Here is an 18,025-nt window from a genome sequence, read left to right as displayed (position 1 = left end):
GAGCGTCCGATGGAGGAAGCCTGCGCAAGCTAGCGGCGGACGGCCAAAGATGACGCGCGACGGGATTTAAGTGGACTTAGGCGGCCATCCGAACGATCGTAAGCGCTTAGCCGCAACCCTATTGAGGCTGGCTTGACGTTTTGCGGAATCGCCACGGCATGAGGTCTTCGATGCGGCTATGGGGATGGCCGTCGATGATCGTCTCGAGTGTTTCGGCGATGTAGGCGGCCGGGTTGACGTCGTTGAGCTTGCAGGTGGCGACGATCGAGGCGAGCAAGGCCCAGTTTTCGGCTCCGACCTCATGACCGGCGAAGAGCGCATTTTTTCTGGTCAGGCAGACTGGCCGGATGGCGTTCTCGACAGGGTTCGTGTCGAGCTCGAGGCGCCCGTCTTCGAGGAAGCGGGTCAGACCTTGCCAGTGATTGAGCGCGTAGCGGATGTCCTCGGCGAGCGTCGAACCGCTGGAGATCATCGACAGCTGCTTCTCGAACCACATTTTCAAAGCGGCGACGAGAGCCAACGAATGCTCCTTTCGTGCGGCGAGCCGGATGTCCGGCGATGCACCGCGCACCATGGCTTCAATGGCGTAAAGCTGTGCGATGTGCCGAATGGCGGCCTCGGCGATCGGCGATTTGCTATTGCGGGCCAATTTGACGAAGCGTCGGCGCAAGTGGCTCCAGCAATGCACGAGCGTCCAAGGCCCTTGCAGTCGAGCGACTTCGGTCAGTCGATCATAACCGTCATAGGCATCGCATTGCAGGAAGCGTCCGCCAAAGCCATCCAGGAACTGCTCAGCGAAGGCACCGCTGCGACTGGGGGCATATCGGAACAGCACGATCGGCGGACTTGGGCCGCTGTGGCCGCGGTCGTCTGAGGCAATCGCCCAGAAGTAGCCTTTCTTCGTTTGGCCGCGCCCGGGATCGAGTACCGGCGCCTTGGTCTCGTCCATGAACAGCCGATCCGCCATGGCCAGGTGGTGGCGCATGTGGTCGGCGATGGGCTGAAGATGGAAGCAGGCGCGGCCGGACCAGTTGCCCAGTGTCGCCCGATCAAGTCGGATGCCCTGGCGCGCATAGATCTCGGCCTGACGGTAAAATGGCGTATGGTCGCCAAATTTGGAGACGATCACATGCGCGATGGCCGCTTCGGTCGGCAGCCCGCCGGGCACGACGTGCTCCGGTGCGTGCGCCTGCACGACGGGGCCGGAGCAGCGGCGACAGATGTATTTTGGGCGGCGTGTGATCAGCACGCGCCATTGCGCCGGGATCACGTCGAGGCGCTGGCTGACGTCCTCGCCGATCTTCGTCATGGCGCCGCAACCGCACGGGCAAAGCGTACTCGCAGGCTCGATGATCCGTTCCACCCGCGGCAAATGGGCAGGCAGGCAGCCGCGATTGCGATGAGAACCTTGATCCGGCGCGCTCCGCGATCGGCCCTTGATCACAGCCTCGGCTCTCTCCTGCGCCGCGTCCAGGATGCCTTGCGCGATCTCCACGTCTTCCAGCGGCAAGTGATACTGATCTGGCCGCAGCTTCTCGGACGTCGCGCCGAACTTCTCGCGTCGCAATTCGCCGAGAATGACCTCCAACCGACGCCGCGCCTCTTCCGACGTCGCCAGCGCCGCCTGATGTTCGCTCAAGGCCGCCTGCGTTTGCGCCAAAAGCGCTTTCAATTGTTCATTTTCGTCGCGCAGCGCCGCGATGCTCATGCGCTATTTCGAGCACATCGCCGCCGCGCGTGCCACATTCAAAATAGCTTCCGAGTCATTCTGCCGCAGTTATCCAGCCGCCTGGGGACGCCGCGCTTCTTCCGGGCGGACCAACCTCCAATCCAGCCCTTCGAACAAGGCAGCGAACATCGCGGGCGACATTCGCATCACGCCGTCTGCGATCGTTGGCCAAACGAACTTGCAACCTTCAAGACGCTTGTGCACCAACACCAGACCCGTTCGATCCCAGACCAAAATCTTGATCCGGTCCGCTCGTTTCGATCGGAACACGAAGGCTGCGCCGCTGAACGGGTCGAGACGAAGCATCTCCTGCACCTTCGCCGCAAGCCCATCGTGGCCACAGCGGAAGTCGATCGGCCGCGTCGCGATGTAAATCTTCAGATCGGCACCGGCCGCGATCATCGTGACGCTCGCATCGCGCGGATCACACGGGACAGCTGCTCGCCATCTATGGCTGTGTCCGTCCGCAGCACGACATCGCCGATCGCGATCTCGAGCTTGATCGCCGGAACCTGACGCTCCTCCAACGCACCTTCCACGACCAGCGGCGCGAATGTCGGCTGCGATGCCTCGCGCGGCGGCAACATGCCTCGCTGTCGAAACCGCCGCCGCCAATCGTAGATCTGCCAGCGCGTCGCTCCGTGCTTGCGCGCCACCTCGGACACCTGGGCACCGGGTAACAGACTCTCGGCGACGATCCGAGCTCTCTCGGCTTCCGAACGTACGCGGCGCCCCGATGGTCCTTCAAGAACCTCCAGCCGGCTCACCGACCCCCTCGTTGAGCCGTCCAAATGGACGTCCTTTTTGCTGTCCAATCCCATCCCAAACCTCCGTCCAAGCCGGAGGCTTCTTTCGCACGTTCATTCGAATTCTGAAGCAAGGGTATCGGCTTCGCGCTTACGAATGATCTCGAATCGCACCGCCTTTTCCGGGGGGATCATCAAAACGGCCCCCTGACTCGAACCCCGACTTTCAACACGGCTGTCCTCGCGACGCGAGGCGCCTTGGTCACGGTCCATGAAGCCGCACTCCCGTTTGGATAGCGAGACTAATACGCGGCGCGAACGAAGCGCTATAATCGTGCGACGAATGCCCATTTTCGGTCGGATAAGTCCAGGGGTGCGACCGCTAAGTCATTGATTTTTTCTCAACCCGGCGCTGTCTCTTAATCAGCGGGTCCTCGGAATTCATGCGACAAGCTTCGGGATTTCGTGCTCGATCAATCGCAAGAAATGAGTACGGCGAGCCCCTACAACCATCGATTCTTGAGCTACCAGCGACGGCGCTCCCGAAGGGGCGCCGTTCGCATTTTGGGCCCCATTTCGCAGCGATCGGGTGTTGCGCCTCCCCGCAACCAAGTTCGGACCTTACCGGTCCCGATCCGAAAATGGCCCGCTTCACGCGGGCCATTTTTGTTTTGGCCGCGCTCCGGTGGAAACGTCGGTCGCACCTTGCGCAAGAGTGGGGAACGGCTCACTCCGGATAGCTAAGGATCATTTTCAGCAGCTTCGGAAACCGCGCATTGATGTCCTCCTCGCGTAGGACATTGCGGTGCTGGACGCCTTGCTTTGAGGTCCGGATCAGGCCGGCCTCGCGCAGGATGCGAAAATGGTTCGACAGAGTCGACTTCGCCATGTCAGGGCAGGGCGCCGCCTCGGTGCACGACATGCAATCACTCTGTGCGGCCAGGCTTTTGACGATCCGCAGCCGCATAGGGTCCGCGAGCGCTCCCAGCACCCCAGCCAGTGAAATCTCGCTCCGCGATGGGTGAACGAACTGCACCATGCACAAAATATAGCACCTCCCTTGAACTCATTCAATAGTTCACTAATATTGAACTATTGAATATCGGCGTCGCGCCGGATGATGGAGAATGTGATGACCAAGAGACTCGAAGGAAAAGTTGCGCTCGTGACCGGCGCATCCAAAGGCATCGGTGCCGAAATCGCCGCGCGGCTCGCGGCCGAGGGCGCGGCGGTCGCCGTCAACTACAGCTCCAGCAAGCAGGCCGCCGACCGCGTCGTCGCCGCCATTGTCGCCAAGGGTGGCAAAGCCGTCGCGGTCCACGGCAATCTGGCCGATGCCAAGGACGTGAAAAGTGTAGTCGCGGAAACCGTGAAGGCGCTCGGTGCGATCGACATCCTCGTCAACAACGCGGGCGTTTACGAGTTCGCGCCGCTCGAGGCCATCACGCCGGAGCATTTCCACAAGCAGTTCGATCTCAATGTGCTGGGCCTCCTCCTGGTCTCAGGAGAGGCGGCGCGGCACTTCAACGCCAATGGCGGAAGCATCATCAACATCAGCTCCGCGGCGTCGACTCTCGCGCCGCCGAACGGCGCCGTCTACTCCGCCACCAAAGCATCGGTGGATGCGATCTCCGCCGTGCTGGCCAAGGAACTGGCGCCGCGCAAGATCCGCGTCAACGCCGTCAATCCCGGCATGATCGTCACCGAGGGGGTCGTGTCCGCCGGCCTGCACGAGGGCGACATGCGAAACTGGATCGAATCCACCACTCCGCTTGGCCGAGTCGGCAAGGTCGAGGAGATCGCTGCCGCGGTGGCCTTCTTCGCTTCGGACGACGCATCCTACGTCACGGGCGAGACGCTTCACGTCGCCGGCGGCCTTCGCTGAATTTGTTGGTTTACAGAAGGAAATGGCACGCCTTGCGCGCGCCATTTTTTGTTTTGGGGCGTCCTCGATCATGCATGTCCTGCTTGGCTGAGCTTGGGTTCGTTCGGACCATGCCGAAGCGCGTCCCGTCGCCGTCGGTGGAGCTGCCAAGCGTAAGCGCGATCAGCCCAGAGCATGCCATCCGGTAAGGAACCCAGGATGGCGCCGGGCGTCAACACGAGGACACCGGGCCCGTCCGGTGCTCGCTTGTTGGCTTGCCGTCGTTCGGAAGGAGAGGGCCAATGCAGTTCGAGGATTTCGACGCCGCCGATGTTCAGGCGGACGAGGCCCGGATCTTCATCCGTCGGGCCGGTTCGGGGCCGGCCGTTCTCCTGTTGCACGGATTTCCGCAGACGCATCTGATGTGGCGAGACGTTGCGCCGTTGCTCGCGCAAAACTTCACCGTGGTCTGCGCCGATCTTCGCGGATATGGCCGGAGCGATTGTCCTCCCTCCAGTCCGGACCATGCGCCATATGCAAAACGAGCAATGGCAAACGACATGGTGTCCGTCATGACGAAACTCGGCTTCGACCGTTTCTCGGTCGCGGGCCATGATCGTGGCGGCCGTGTCGCCTTTCGGCTCGCGCTTGATCACCGCGAACGCGTGCAGCGGCTTGCCGTCCTGGATGTCGTTCCTATTGCCGACGCCTGGGAGCGCGCCGACAAGAACCTGACGGTCGGCTATTGGCCGTGGTCGTTGCTTGCGCAGCCTGAACCTCTTCCCGAGCGGTTATTGTCGGCAGCCCCCGACGCCATCATCGACAATGCGCTGCATGGCTGGGGGTCTTCGGCCGGCAGCTTCAGTCCGGCGGTGCGAGCAGCCTATATCGACGCGTTGAGCGATGAGGCGCATGTTCACGCGATCTGCGAGGAATATCGTGCGGCCGCGACACTCGATCACGCGCACGATGTGGCGGACCGTCGTTCCGGCCGCCGAATTGACTGCCCTGTGCTCGTGCTCTGGAGCGGTCGCGGCCCCCTCAACGCGTGGTATGCGAGCGAGGGCGGCCCCTTGGGGCTCTGGCGGGCGTGGGCAGATGACATCGACGGAAAGCCGCTTGATGGCGGGCACTTCTTCCCGGAGGAGCTTCCGCAGCAGACTGCGTACGAGCTGAACCGGTTTTTTGGAGGCGGTGGATAGGACCAGCGTCTTGGCAGTGCTGCTTCCTTCGACAGCACGGTCTTGGCAAGCGCGAGGGCTGCCCCCTTGGGGCGAACGGCGATCGGAAGCAAACATTACGCCCGCGCCAGTCGCGCGGGCGTGATGCGTCTTGCGTACTACAGAATGCGTCAGGATCTGTGCGGACAGACCATCGTCAGATTGAGCAGCGTCGGCTTGTCCGAGCCCTTCTTGTAGTCCCACTCCAGCCGGATCTCGTGCCGGTGCGCGAAAGCGTCGCTGGCTTCGTGGGTGATGATCTTCGTCTTCATCGGGATTGGCGGCTCGGAGTTGAAGCATTTCCGGACGCAGGCATCGAGCAGATCGCATCGCGTCAGCGGAATGACGCCCGGCTCATCCCTGGACAGGGGGACTGTGTTCGGCTGGGTGCTGAGGTCGACGCGGGCCCGGCCCTTTTCCTTGTGCCAGTACTTGGCGCTGCCCTGCGGCCAGTTCGATGCCGGGTTCAGAATCAAATGGTACTGGCCGTATTCCAAGGTCGGCAGGTCGATGTCCTCGGACTCCTTGAGCTTCGCGACGCTCTTCTTCATGTTCGCCAAAGGATAGTAATTGCTATTCATCAAGTCTCGAAATGCCTTGCCGCTATATACCAGTCCGGCCATCGCCTCTTTCCTTCATATGTCTGTTTGTCAAAATCTCTGGTGCGGTGGCCGAAAATACGCGTCACGCTACGGCCGATCACGCTGTTTGTTGTGCGCCCTCAACGCTACCACTCAGGAATGTATTTCGTCCAGAGAGCCTCCATCCCGTAACGTCGCCTATGTCGCAAGCCCAATTGCCATGCACTTTCCTATAGGTATTGTTGGGTCGAACGCCTCGCGGGGATTGGGGTGAGGCTGCCGAGGCAGTGGTTGAAGGCGCTGGAATGCATTGCTTCGCTTGTCAGTCGGCGATTGGTCCGGGCGACCGCTGGTGCTCCAAATGCGGAGCGGCGGTGCGCCAGCCCGTCGACCCCGACAGCGAACGACGCTTTGTGACGATTCTGCGTGCCGACGTCGTCGATTCCACAGGTCTTGTTGCCGAACTGGAGCCGGAGGCGGCGGTGTCGCGCCTCGAGCCTGCTCTTGCGGCGATGAGAGGCGCGGTGCGCCAGTTCGGCGGCATCGTCAGCAAGGAGTTGGGTGACGGGTTGGCCGCCGTCTTCGGCGCCCCGATCGCCGACGACAACCACGCGCCCTTAGCCTGCCACGCGGCCATCGAGCTGGTCCGGCGTGTTGGCAGTCTGGGCGATCCAGGACTTCAAGTCCGGGTCGGCCTGCACTCGGGTCATGTGGTGGCCTACATGGTCGCGAGCGAATTTTCCAAGGTCTACGAGATCGGCGGCGCAGCCCAGCACCTCGCGGCTCGGCTGGAGACGGCAGCCGAGGCGAACCAGATCTATGTCTCCGAAGCCTGCCAGGAGCTGGCGGACGGACACGTCCGCTTTGAATTCCTTGGCCGCAAGGCGCTCCGTGGTTTCGGCGAGCCCCTGCCTGTCTACCGGGTGATGGGTGCGAGTGATCTGTCGAGCTGGCGGGTCCGACGTGCGCGGAGCGTTTCCAGATTCGTCGACCGCACGACGGAGCGGGCGTTGTTGTGGCGCGCTGCGGATAGGGTTGCTGCCGGCCGGCAGACGGTTCTGCTGATGGGTGACGCCGGCATTGGCAAGTCTCGGCTTGCGCATGAATTCGCGCAGGACCTCCGGGCTGGCGGCTGGCGGCTGATCGATGTCGAGTGCAGCCCAAATCTCCAGGGTGCGCCGTACAGCGCGCTCAAGCGCCTGTTGCTCTCGATCCTCGATACGTCAGCAAGAGATCAGACCAAGACGGATGATCCCAGAGACGAATTGCCGGTGGTGCAACAGCGGGCTCTCGACGCGATCCTGGATTTGCCGGTTTCCGATCCGCAATGGGATGAATTGGAGCCTCACGCGCGCGGTCGTGCGATTTCAGACGCAAGCTGTGCGATCATCGAGAGCGTCGCCCGTCGTCAGCGTACGATCCTTTTGATTGAGGACCTGCACTGGATGGATCGGGCCAGCGATGCGGTCGTCGCGACCCTTTCGGGGCTGCAATGCCCTGATTTGCTTGTGCTGCTGACGACGCGGCCCAATGGAATGCCGGTGTGGATCGCGAGCTGCCGCGCGGAAATCGTGGCGATGCGGCCTCTCGATGACAATTCGGGGCTGGCCATGCTCGCGGACATGCTTGGTCCCGCCACGACCAACGAAGACCTGAAGAATCGGATCATCTCTCATACGGCCAACGTTCCGCTGTTCATTGAGGAGGTCTGCCGCAGTTTGAAGGACAGCGGCATGCTTCTTGGCCAGTGGGGCGACCTTTCCCTTGCGCGTCCTGTGGACGAACTCGGCATCCCCAGCAGCATTCAGGGTGTGATCGCGGCGCGGCTGGATCGTGTGTCACGACAGGAACGATCGCTTCTCCAGATCGCCGCGGCGCTTGGACCCCGGGCCGACCAGGCCACACTGCGAAGAGTAGCGGCCGTGCCGGAAGACGTCCTGCAGGATTGCCTCACCGCGCTCGACCGGGCCGAGTTGCTCGTCAGGATCGACAGTGAGTTGGAGGATTCGCTCGAGTTCCGGCACGAGATGGTCAAGCAGGTGACCTACGATTCGATGGTCGAGAAGGTGCGGGAAAGCATCCATGCCAGCATTCTGGCGGCTCTCGAGACCGACGAGGCGTGGACCGACGGTCCGGATACGCTCTGCTATCACGCGACCCGAGCGAAGGATTGGCGGAAGGCTTTTCAGCATGGCAGGAGCGCGGCTCGAAAATGTCTGGTGCGCTCGGCCTTTGCCGAAGCGGTCGATTATTTCGAGATCGCGATGGGTTCTCTCGACAAGATCCCGGTGACGCACGCGCGCGAAACGGACGCCATCGACCTGCGGATGGAGGCGCGATTGGCCTTTGCCGGGTCGGGGCGTGTCGCCGAAGCCCTGGATTTGGGGAGCGAGGCCGAACGGCGAGCCGATGCGATTGGCGATATTGAACGCAAGGTCGCGGCCATGACCATGAGAGCGGGTGCCCAGAATTTCTATGGAACGCCGGTTGAAGCTGTCACGATCGGGGAAGATGTGGTGCATCTGGCGGAAAGCTCGGGAAATCCCGCTTGGCGTAATCTCGCGCAATACAGTCTCGGGCAGGCCTATTTTCTTTCCGGCCGCTACGATCGCGCCGAGAAGATGCTGGCCACCGCCCGCGTCCACCTTGCGGGTCTGACCGCGAGTGCTCCGATCGGCACGACCCCACGATCTTTGCTCCTGCTTTGCTGCATGATGAACAGCGTCACTCACACGGTGATGGGCCAGATCGATGCCGCCGAGCAGCTCCAGCAGCAAGCCGCAGCGATCGCGGAGGAGACCGGCCGCCCCTACGACCGCGTCGCCGCGGCCTATAGCGGCGGCTGGCTGATGCTCGGCCGCGGCGAGCCGGCGGCGGCCGCGGCCATTCTCGAGAATGGTTTTGTCCTGGCGCAGAAGCACGGCATCCGGCTGTTCGTGCCGGTGCTCGCCTGCCATCTCGGCATGGCCTATCTGGAGCAGGGGCTGTTTGACCGGGCGCGCGGCATGCTGACGGAAGCGCGTGAGGAAGCGAAGGCGGTCGGCTATACCTCGGCGGTGCTTCGCAGCTCGATCTACCTGGCGCTCGCCACCCACCGTCTCGGCGACGTCCAGGCCGCGCAGAACATGCTGCGCGAAGCGCGCAACACCGCGCGGCAACAGGGGTTCTCCGGCCTGGAGGCGGAGGCGCTGTTCGGCGAGGCCGTGGTGACGCCGCCGTCGGATCCGGAGGCCAGGGCGGCGATCCTGAGCGCCCTGCGCGCGACCATCGCGATCGCCGCCGAGAGCGGCGCGCTGCCGCTGCGCCACAAGGCCGAGGCGATGCTCAACGAGATGCAGGCGACGGGTGACGAGCTCAGCTGACGGCAGCGGCGGCCGGGCCGCTATCGGGGCCGAAATCTGCCCGACGCGTCAAATAAATTAAGCAGGCGCCGCAAGGAGTTAGCTACTGTGCATGGGGTTGTTTTCGCCCTTTATCTTGAAGGGCCCTTCATGGTGCAGCGCGGAGGACGGCACGCTTGTGCCGCCCGCTCCGATGACTATGCCCTTGCGCGCGCAGCAAGGTCGGCTACCGTCGGCCCTGGCCACACGGCCAGGCGACTTTTGATTTCAATTTTTTAGCATCCGATTTTGCGGCGCCGCGACGGCGCGACGCCCACCGAACGAGGCGGGGCCATGATCACACGGGACCAGTCAGCGCTGCTCGCGCCGGTCGAGCGGGATTTGCGACTCGATCTCTTCCGCGGCATCGGTCTGTGGATGATCTTCCTCGACCACATTCCGCACGACGTCGTGGCTTGGCTGACCTTGCGCAATTACGGCTTCAGCGACGCCGCCGAATTCTTCGTCTTCATCTCCGGTTATCTAGTCGGCTGGATCTACGGGCCGATCGTCGCTGGCGGCTGGTTTCTCGCCGCGCTGAAGCGGCTGTGGCGGCGCGCGGTCGAGATGTACGTCGCCCACATCATGCTGTTCCTGCTGTTCACGGCGCAGATCGCCCGCACCGCGCGCCGCTTCGACAATCCGATGTACGAGCACGAGTTCAACGTGTTCAATTTCCTGTCGCATCCGGACGAGCTGATCGGGCAGGCGATCCTCCTGAAGTACAAGCCGGTCAATCTCGACGTGCTGCCGCTCTACATCACGCTCGTTTTCGCCTCGCCTTTCATCGTGTGGTGCCTGGTGCGCCGGCCGAACCTGACGCTCGCCGCATCCGTGGTGCTCTACGTGCTGGCGCGCTGGTTCGACTGGAACGTCGCCTCCTATCCGCCCGGCACGCACTGGTACTTCAACCCGTTCTGCTGGCAGCTGATGTTCGTGTTCGCAGCCTGGTGCGGCATCGGCCAGATCGACAAGATCGCGAGATGGGTGTGGTCCAGGGCGGCGATGGCGCTGGCCGCGGCCTGGCTCGCCTTCGCGCTGCTGATCGTGATGACCTGGCACGTCCCCGCGCTCGATGCCCTGACCCCGAAATGGATGATCAAGGCGATCTACCCGATCGACAAGACCGACCTCGACATGCTGCGCTTCACGCATTTCCTGGCGCTGGCGATCTGGGTGACTCACCTCATCTCGCGCAAATGGCGGACCCTGCACGGGGCCTGGCTGCGCCCTGTGATCCTCTGCGGCCAGCATTCGCTGCCGATCTTCTGCCTTGGCGTCTTCCTGTCGTTCTCGGCGCACTGGATCCTGACGCAATACACCAAGGGCGTCTGGGAGCAGCTCGCGGTCTCCGTCGTCGGCATCGTCATCATGATCGCAGCCGCCTGGCTGCTCGACCGGACCGAACGGGTGCCGAACCTGTTCGTGAAGGTGACGGAGATCGAGGAGGCCGACACCGTCCTGGAAAGCGCGCCTGCGGACAGGTCTGCCGTGGCGCCCGCGGGTCGTTGAGTATCGCCGGCCTGCATTTTCGCGGAGAGATCCAACGGAGGGGTTTATGTCCAGACTTGTGTTGACGATCGCCGGCACACTCCTGCTCCTGATCTCGGGTGCATCGGCGCAAGCGCCCTCGCCGGAGGCGATGAGCGCGGCGCGCAAGCTCGTGGTCACCTTGAAGATCGCGGATCAGTATCGCGCGCTGTTGCCGCAGCTCCTGCTCAAGCTGAGGCCCTGGGTCGCGCAGGACAGGCCGGAGATCGAGCGCGATTATGACGCGGTGACGGCACCCGGCTCCGAGATCTACACCCCGGCCCTCACCTCAATGATCGACCAGGTCGCCGCTCTCTATGCGCAGAGCTTCAGCATTGACGAGCTGCGCCAGATCGAGGCTTTCTATGTCCAGCCAGCCGGGAAGAAGCTTCTGGAGAAGTCGGATGCGCTGGCGCAGGCCAGCGCGCAGATCGGTCAGGACGTCGGTCAGAAGACGGCCGACGAGTTGAAGCAGCGCCTCATCGAGGCGCTGCGACAGAAGGGGCACAAGCTCTGAGCCTGTACCGACAGCGCTAGCGAACCTGCGCCTTGTCCGTCCTGTTGGCTCACTTCACAAGAGGGCAGCCGCCGTCCTTCAGGGGCCGGAAGGCCTGGTCGGCAGGGACTTCGGCGAGCAGCTTGTAATAGTCCCACGGGCCTTTGGACTCCTCGGGCTTCTTCACCTGGAACAGATACATGCTGTGCACCATGCGGCCGTCTTCGCGTAAGCTGCCGTTGTCGGTGAAGGCATCCTTCACCGGCAGCTCGCGCATCTTGGCCATCACGGTCTTGGTGTCCTTTGTGCCAGCGGCCTGCACCGCCTTCAGGTAGTGCAGCGTCGCGCTGTAGGTCGCCGCCTGGTTCATCGTCGGCATGCGCTTGACGCGCTCCATGAAACGCTTGCCGAAAGCGCGGGTCTTCTCGTTGAGGTCCCAGTAATAGGCCTCGGTGATGATCAGTCCCTGCGCGAGCTTCAGCCCTAAGCTGTGCACGTCGGAGATGAACATCACGATCGCAGCCAGGTTCTGGCCGCCGGCGACGATGCCGAACTCACCGGCCTGCTTGATCGCATTGATGGTGTCGCCACCGCCGTTCGCCAGCCCGATGATCTTGGACTTCGAGGCCTGGGCCTGCAGCAGGAATGAGGAGAAGTCCGCGGTGTTGAGCGGATGCTTGACGCTGCCGAGCACCTTTCCGCCGGCCGCCTTCACCACGTCGGAGGTGTCGCGCTCGACTGAATGACCGAACACGTAGTCCGCCGTGAGGAAGAACCAGCTATCGCCGCCGTTCTTGACGATGGCGCTGCCGACCGTGTGCGCGTTGGCGTAGGTGTCGTAGGTCCAGTGCGCGGTGTAGGGCGAGCAGGACTTTCCGGTAATGTCGGAGCTTGCCGCATCCGTCACGATCATGATCTTCTCATACTGCTTCGACAGCTCCATCACTGCAAGCGCAGTGGCCGAGGTCGGCAGGTCGATGATCATGTCGACGCCCTCGGTCTCCCACCACTTTCGCGCGATGGTGGAGGCGACATCGGGCTTGTTCAGCACGTCGGCGCTGACCATGTCGATCGGCTTGCCGAACATCTGCCCGCCGAAATCCTCGATCGCCATTTTGGTGGCCTCGACATTCCCCTGGCCTCCGATGTCGGAATAGACCGAGGAGAAGTCGGAGAGCACGCCGATCTTGAGCGGCGCCTGCTGGGCGAGAGACGGGCTGATCACAAACGCAGTCAATCCGGCCGCTAGGGCGGCACGCATAATCCGGCACATGGCATTTCCCCAAACTCTATCGTTGGCGCACGAGGCTAGATTTGCCTCCCTCAAGCGTCAACTCTTGCGTAACGGCGCCGCGCTCGCTGGCTGATTTGACGCGGCCGGTTGCCCCGACTACGCTTTTGCAAAGAACAAGACGCGCGTGAATGCAATGGCCTGACCTGTGCTCAGGGCGGCACTCACGCAATGAGAAAATTCAGGGGAACGGAAATGACCGGCGACACCGCAGCGACCATCTCGAAGGCCCGCGAGCATTCCATCGGCGACCTCCTGCGCCGTGCGGCGGGTCGCGATCCGGGCAAGCTCGGGGTGAGCTGCGGCAATGTGAGCTGGACTTTTGCCGAGATGGACGCGATCTGCAATCGGCTCGGCCGTGGCCTGGTTGGCCTCGGCGTGAAAAAGGGGGACCGCCTCGCCGTGCTCTCGCGCAATTCGCATGCCTTTGCGGCGCTCCGGTTCGCGGTGGCCCGGATCGGTGCGGTGCTGGTGCCGATCAACTTCATGCTCAATCCGGACGAGATCAATTTCATCCTGAAGAGCTCCGGCGCAAAGCTGCTCGCGGCCGGCCCTGATTTCGTCGAGCCCGCGCGCGCGGCCAGCGCCAGGGATTGCGCGGTCGAGAAGATGATCTGGCTGCCGGGTGAGGATCCCGCCACCGCGCCCGCTAGCCTCACCACCTTCGACGATCTCCTCAGCTCCGACGGCTCGTATCTCGATGCGTCCGTCGACAGCCGCGATCTCGCGCAGATCGTCTATACCAGCGGCACGGAGTCGCTGCCCAAAGGCGCGATGCTGACCCATGACGCGGTGATGTGGCAGTATGTCAGCTGCATCATCGACGGCGGCATGAGCGTGGACGACAAATTCCTGCACGCGCTTCCGCTCTATCACTGCGCGCAGCTCGACGTGTTCCTGGGGCCGCAAATCTATCTCGGCGCCTCCGGTGTGATCACGGGCAAGCCTGCGGCCGACAATATTCTGACATTGATCCAGGCGCACAGGATCACATCGTTCTTTGCGCCGCCGACGATCTGGATCGCGATGCTGCGCTCGCCCAATTTCGACAAGACGGATTTGTCGACCTTGCAGAAGGGCTATTACGGCGCCTCGATCATGCCGGTGGAGGTGCTGCTCGAGCTCCAGCGCCGCCTGCCCAGCGTGAAGTTCTGGAATTTCTACGGCCAGACCGAGATCGCGCCGCTCGCGACCGTGCTGGGTCCTGCGGACCAACTGCGCAAGGCCGGCTCGGCGGGCAAGCCCGTGCTCAATGTCGAGACCCGCGTGGTCAACACTTCGATGGAGGATGTGAAGGTCGGCGAAGTCGGCGAGATCGTGCACCGCTCGCCGCATCTGCTCTCCGGCTATTACAACGATCCGGTCAAGACGGCGGCGGCGTTCTCCGGCGGCTGGTTTCACTCCGGCGATCTCGCCACCGTCGATGACGAGGGCCACATCACCGTGGTCGATCGCGTCAAGGACATGATCAAGACCGGTGGCGAGAACGTCGCGAGCCGCGAGGTCGAGGAGATGGTCTACCGCATCCCTGCCGTGTCGGAGGTTGCTGTGGTAGGCCTGCCCGATCCGCGCTGGATCGAGGCAGTGACTGCGATCGTCGTGGTCAAGAGCGGGGAGAAGCTCGACGAGGAGTCCGTCATCAAGCATTGCGCCGGCCAGATGGCGCATTTCAAGGTGCCCAAGCGCGTCATCTTCGTCGATGCCCTGCCCAAGAACCCGAGCGGCAAGCTGCTCAAGCGCGAGCTACGCCAGCGCTTCGTCGGCGGCGAGACGCTCGACAAGGCGATCCAGAAGAATTTTGGCACGTGAAGCTCGCGCCTCAATACTTCTTCACGTGGGCGCCGAACGCGAACCACAGCGCCATGGACGCGAGGCCGAAACCGCCGAGCAGCAGGAATGTCGGGCCGTAGCCGATCCATTGCGCGATCCAGCCGCCAAGCGCGGGGCTGAGGCTCGCGCCGACACCCTGCACGGTGATCACGGCACCCTGGCCGAGATTGATGCGGCCGGTGCCGTTGAGCGAGCGCGCGACCATGCCGGGGACGGCAACCGTCTGGAGTCCGGTGCCCAGGCCGTCGAGCACCTGCATCGGTACGACGCCCCACCATCCCGTGACGAAGAAGGCGAGCACGCCGCGGATGGGCAGGAACATGAAGGAGACAAGAATGATGGGCCAGTAGTTGCGCTTGCTCGCCGCCTTCATTGCGATCAGCGACGTGATGACCATGACGCCTTGTGCGATCACCACGATGGTCGCGACGAAGCTCGGGCCGTTGGCCTGGCCCTCGGCGACCGCCGCCAGGCCATAGAGCGGAACGATGGCGGCATTGCCGAGATGAAACAGCGCGAGCGCCAGTGCCAGCACCAGCAGCGCGCGGTGCTTGAGCAGCATCGTGAACGCGTCCGGCGCGCTGTCGGGATCGTCCTCCTTGCTGCCGCGCGCGGCGCGATCATCGATCGTCTTGGCCGGAATCATCATCACACAGGCGATCGCGATGGCGCCGAACACCGCCGCCAGCACGAACACCGAGACATAGCCGAACTTGTAACCGAGATAGCCCGACAGCGCGGCGCCGACCATGTTGCCGGCGTGGTTGAAGGCCTGGTTGCGGCCGTTGAGCGCGTTGAAGCCCTTCTGCTTGGCGATGCCGAGCGTGATGCCGGTGACCGCGGGCACGATCGCGGCGCTCGCCAGCGATTGTGCGATCTGCGAGAACGTCACCGCCCAGAAATTTTGCGAGATCAGGATGATCGCGGAGGCGAGCACCACGCAGATGCCGGGAATCACGACCCACATGCGCTTGTTGCGGCTGGCGTCGATGAAGCCGCCGATCGGCGTGGTGATCAGCATGCCCGCGACATTGCCGATCGTCATCGCGGTACCGATCAACCCGCTCGCCCAGCCGCGCTCCTGGAGGAAGACGCCGACGAAAGGGCCGATGCCCGACTGCATGTCGGCCATGAAGAAGTTGAGAGCGAACAGGGGCCAGATACGAGACGAGGAGGGGGACCGCGATGTCATCGATACCAAAACGTCGTCTCAGCCGGAATACGGCGGGTGGGACATAATCCTTTCAGCCAATCGTTCTGGCGCGGACGAGGCATTAACGAGTGCTGATCGGGTTGGTTCCAGCCCTTGCCCGGAGGCGGGCCTTGCAGTTACGGCCAGCAATTCCTTATTGACGTTGGATTGTCTCTGTTGGGAGTACGGCATGCCTCTCTGGACCTGCGAAACCTGCGGCGCGCAATTCCCGGATGGCGAAAATCCGCCCGCGGCCTGTCAGATTTGCGAGGACGAGCGGCAATACGTCGGTTGGAAGGGCCAGACTTTCCTCACGCGCGAGGCGCTCTCGGAACGTCACTGCCTGGCCTGGCGCGACGATCTCGGCTTGACCGGCATCGCGCTCGAGCCAAGTTTTGCGATCGGCCAGCGGGCGCTGCTGGTGCCGCTCGCGGACGGCTGGCTGATGTGGGACTGCGTACCGCTGGCGACGCCGGAGGCGATCGCGCATATGCGGTCGCTCGGCGGGTTGAAGGCGATCGCGATCTCGCATCCGCATTACTATGGCGCGCTCGCCGACTGGAGCGAGGCGTTCGGCGGGGTGCCGGTCTATTTGCACGCCGATGATCGCCAATGGGTGACGCGTCCGCATGCGTCGATCGTGCACTGGACCGGCGAAAACCTTCGCATCTCCGACGATGTGCTGCTCCTGCGCACCGGTGGTCACTTCGCCGGCGCCACCATGCTGCACCATGCGAGGGGTGCGGACGGCAGGGGCGCGCTGCTCACCGGCGATATCGCGCAGGTCACGATGGATCGCCGCTTCGTCAGCTTCATGTACTCATATCCGAACTACATGCCACTCAATGCCGCCGCAGTGCGACGGATTGCGGCTGCCGTCGAGCCGCTGGCCTTCGATCGCATCTACGGCGCCTGGTGGGACCGCAACATCGCCGCAGGCGCCAAGGCCGCCTTCGCGGCCTCTGTCGCGCGCTACCTGGCCGCCATCGCCTGAGCCGGCTCGCGACGGGATTTATCTTGCTGATCCACAATAAATGGACTATAAGTACAGTTATTAAGCGTTACGCGACGATGCGTCTGCGGGACCGGCATGATCGATGCATCGCTGTTTCCGCGGCGCGCTCGCCGCGTGAGCGGGAGTTCGGTCCATGACGGCAGGGCGCGACTACGAGATCTTCGAGGCCGGCGACGTCACGCTCCGGTCCGGGGCCGTCGTCCCTTCGCTCAAGCTCGCCTACAAGACCTACGGCACGCTCGGTCCGGACAAGGACAATGTCATTCTCTATCCGACCTCGTTCAGCGCGCAGCACACCGACACCGAGTGGCTGATCGGCCCCGACGGCGTGCTCGACCCCACGCGCTACTTCATCGTGATTCCGAACCTGTTCGGCAACGGCCTGTCGTCCTCGCCGTCGAATACCGCCGCGCCGTTCCCGATCGTGAGCTATCACGATGCCATCGCGGTCCAGCATCGGCTGCTCACCGAGCGGTTCGGCATCTCGAAGCTAGCCTTGGTCTATGGCTGGTCGATGGGCGGCATGCAGGCCTATCACTGGGCGGCGCTGCATCCCGATATGGTCGAACGGGCGGCCGTCGTCTGCGGCAGTGCCCGTTGTGCGCCCTATAATTACGTCTTCCTGGAAAGTGTGAAGGCCGCGCTGACCGCCGATCCCGCCTTCCGTGACGGCCGCTTCGCCGAGAAGCCCGTCGCAGGCTATCGCGCCATGGGGCGAGTCTACGCGGGTTGGGCGATGTCGCACGGTTTCTATCGCGACGAGATCTGGCGCGAAGCAGGCTTCACCTCGTTGGACGACTATCTCGTCCGCACATGGGACGCGGCGTTTGCCCGGCGCGATGCCAACGATCTCCTGGCTCAGATCGGGATCTGGCAGAACGGAGATATCAGTCGCTGCGCCACATTCAACGGCGATTTCGATCGCGCGCTCGGTGCGATCACGGCCCACATGCTGCTGATGCCCGGTGCGACCGACCGCTATTTCGACGTCCGCGACAACGAGGACGAACTCGGCCGGCTGGTCAATGCGCGCTCTGCGGTGCTGCATCCGATCCCGTCGCTGCACGGCCATCGCGCCGGCAACCCCATCAACAATCCGCGCGATCGGGCCTTCATCAAGGCCGAGATCGCGGAGCTTCTCGGCAAGTAGG

At 63.3% G+C, this 18,025-nt stretch carries 16 protein-coding genes; 8 read left to right on the top strand and 8 right to left on the bottom strand.

Annotated features, from left to right (window positions below; translation table 11 throughout):
- Positions 1-118: 118 nt before the first annotated feature.
- The 5 genes from IVB54_RS35340 to IVB54_RS35320 all read right to left on the bottom strand — a co-directional run bounded on the left by IVB54_RS35340 (position 119) and on the right by IVB54_RS35320 (position 3,514).
- Positions 119-1,708 (bottom strand): IS66 family transposase, encoded by a 1,590-nt coding sequence (locus IVB54_RS35340; protein WP_247776553.1) that lies wholly within the window; start codon positions 1,706-1,708, stop codon positions 119-121.
- Positions 1,709-1,777: 69 nt separating this feature from the next.
- Positions 1,778-2,131 carry an IS66 family insertion sequence element accessory protein TnpB gene (gene tnpB, locus IVB54_RS35335; RefSeq protein ID WP_247383196.1) on the bottom strand — a complete coding sequence of 118 codons (354 nt, stop codon included), beginning with the start codon at positions 2,129-2,131 and terminating at the stop codon, positions 1,778-1,780.
- Positions 2,128-2,550: a transposase gene (locus IVB54_RS35330; RefSeq protein WP_247383198.1), complete on the bottom strand. Its 423-nt coding sequence runs from the start codon at positions 2,548-2,550 to the stop codon at positions 2,128-2,130. The genes tnpB and IVB54_RS35330 overlap by 4 nt, the downstream gene beginning before the upstream one ends.
- A 39-nt stretch (positions 2,551-2,589) precedes the next feature.
- Positions 2,590-2,748 carry a hypothetical protein gene (locus tag IVB54_RS35325; protein ID WP_157643104.1) on the bottom strand — a complete coding sequence of 53 codons (159 nt, stop codon included), beginning with the start codon at positions 2,746-2,748 and terminating at the stop codon, positions 2,590-2,592.
- 454 nt (positions 2,749-3,202) lie between these two features.
- Positions 3,203-3,514, bottom strand: a complete 312-nt coding sequence (locus IVB54_RS35320) for a helix-turn-helix domain-containing protein (RefSeq protein ID WP_026233807.1) — start codon at positions 3,512-3,514, stop codon at positions 3,203-3,205.
- Positions 3,515-3,607: 93 nt separating this feature from the next.
- Here IVB54_RS35320 and IVB54_RS35315 point away from each other — a divergent pair, with 93 nt between their 5' ends.
- Together IVB54_RS35315 and IVB54_RS35310 are read left to right on the top strand one after the other, a co-directional pair.
- A complete protein-coding gene (locus tag IVB54_RS35315; RefSeq protein ID WP_026233808.1) occupies positions 3,608-4,360 on the top strand; it encodes a glucose 1-dehydrogenase in 753 nt (250 codons plus the stop codon).
- Between the two features lie 281 nt (positions 4,361-4,641).
- Positions 4,642-5,541: an alpha/beta hydrolase gene (locus IVB54_RS35310; protein ID WP_018459437.1), complete on the top strand. Its 900-nt coding sequence runs from the start codon at positions 4,642-4,644 to the stop codon at positions 5,539-5,541.
- Between the two features lie 149 nt (positions 5,542-5,690).
- On the opposite strand, the gene IVB54_RS35305 is transcribed toward IVB54_RS35310, so the two are convergent.
- Complete coding sequence (locus IVB54_RS35305) at positions 5,691-6,182, bottom strand: hypothetical protein (RefSeq protein WP_018459438.1); 492 nt, start codon at positions 6,180-6,182, stop codon at positions 5,691-5,693.
- A gap of 263 nt (positions 6,183-6,445) precedes the next feature.
- Here IVB54_RS35305 and IVB54_RS35300 point away from each other — a divergent pair, with 263 nt between their 5' ends.
- The 3 genes from IVB54_RS35300 (at position 6,446) to IVB54_RS35290 (ending at position 11,567) form a co-directional block, all read left to right on the top strand.
- Positions 6,446-9,502: an adenylate/guanylate cyclase domain-containing protein gene (locus tag IVB54_RS35300; protein WP_247776953.1), complete on the top strand. Its 3,057-nt coding sequence runs from the start codon at positions 6,446-6,448 to the stop codon at positions 9,500-9,502.
- A gap of 312 nt (positions 9,503-9,814) precedes the next feature.
- Positions 9,815-11,032 (top strand): OpgC domain-containing protein, encoded by a 1,218-nt coding sequence (locus IVB54_RS35295; protein ID WP_026233810.1) that lies wholly within the window; start codon positions 9,815-9,817, stop codon positions 11,030-11,032.
- A gap of 46 nt (positions 11,033-11,078) precedes the next feature.
- Positions 11,079-11,567 carry a DUF2059 domain-containing protein gene (locus IVB54_RS35290; RefSeq protein ID WP_026233811.1) on the top strand — a complete coding sequence of 163 codons (489 nt, stop codon included), beginning with the start codon at positions 11,079-11,081 and terminating at the stop codon, positions 11,565-11,567.
- Between the two features lie 49 nt (positions 11,568-11,616).
- Here the strand turns inward: IVB54_RS35290 and IVB54_RS35285 are convergent, their stop codons facing one another.
- On the bottom strand, positions 11,617-12,819 hold the full coding sequence (locus IVB54_RS35285) for an ABC transporter substrate-binding protein (RefSeq protein ID WP_026233812.1): 1,203 nt from the start codon (positions 12,817-12,819) through the stop codon (positions 11,617-11,619).
- A 213-nt stretch (positions 12,820-13,032) separates the two neighbouring features.
- On the opposite strand from IVB54_RS35285, the gene IVB54_RS35280 reads away from it, so the two are divergent.
- Positions 13,033-14,646 carry an acyl-CoA synthetase gene (locus IVB54_RS35280; protein ID WP_018459443.1) on the top strand — a complete coding sequence of 538 codons (1,614 nt, stop codon included), beginning with the start codon at positions 13,033-13,035 and terminating at the stop codon, positions 14,644-14,646.
- A 10-nt stretch (positions 14,647-14,656) separates the two neighbouring features.
- Here the strand turns inward: IVB54_RS35280 and IVB54_RS35275 are convergent, their stop codons facing one another.
- A complete protein-coding gene (locus tag IVB54_RS35275; RefSeq protein WP_247776952.1) occupies positions 14,657-15,859 on the bottom strand; it encodes an MFS transporter in 1,203 nt (400 codons plus the stop codon).
- A gap of 190 nt (positions 15,860-16,049) precedes the next feature.
- Here IVB54_RS35275 and IVB54_RS35270 point away from each other — a divergent pair, with 190 nt between their 5' ends.
- Positions 16,050-16,853, top strand: coding sequence for an MBL fold metallo-hydrolase (locus IVB54_RS35270; RefSeq protein ID WP_247776951.1), 804 nt, complete (start codon positions 16,050-16,052; stop codon positions 16,851-16,853).
- Between the two features lie 154 nt (positions 16,854-17,007).
- A complete protein-coding gene (locus IVB54_RS35265; RefSeq protein WP_018459446.1) occupies positions 17,008-18,024 on the top strand; it encodes an alpha/beta fold hydrolase in 1,017 nt (338 codons plus the stop codon).
- Position 18,025 lies beyond the last annotated feature (1 nt).

It is taken from the genome of Bradyrhizobium sp. CW1, from assembly GCF_023100665.1.
Taxonomy (GTDB): Bacteria; Pseudomonadota; Alphaproteobacteria; order Rhizobiales; family Xanthobacteraceae; genus Bradyrhizobium; species Bradyrhizobium canariense_D.
This window is presented reverse-complemented; position numbering and strand designations above follow the sequence as displayed.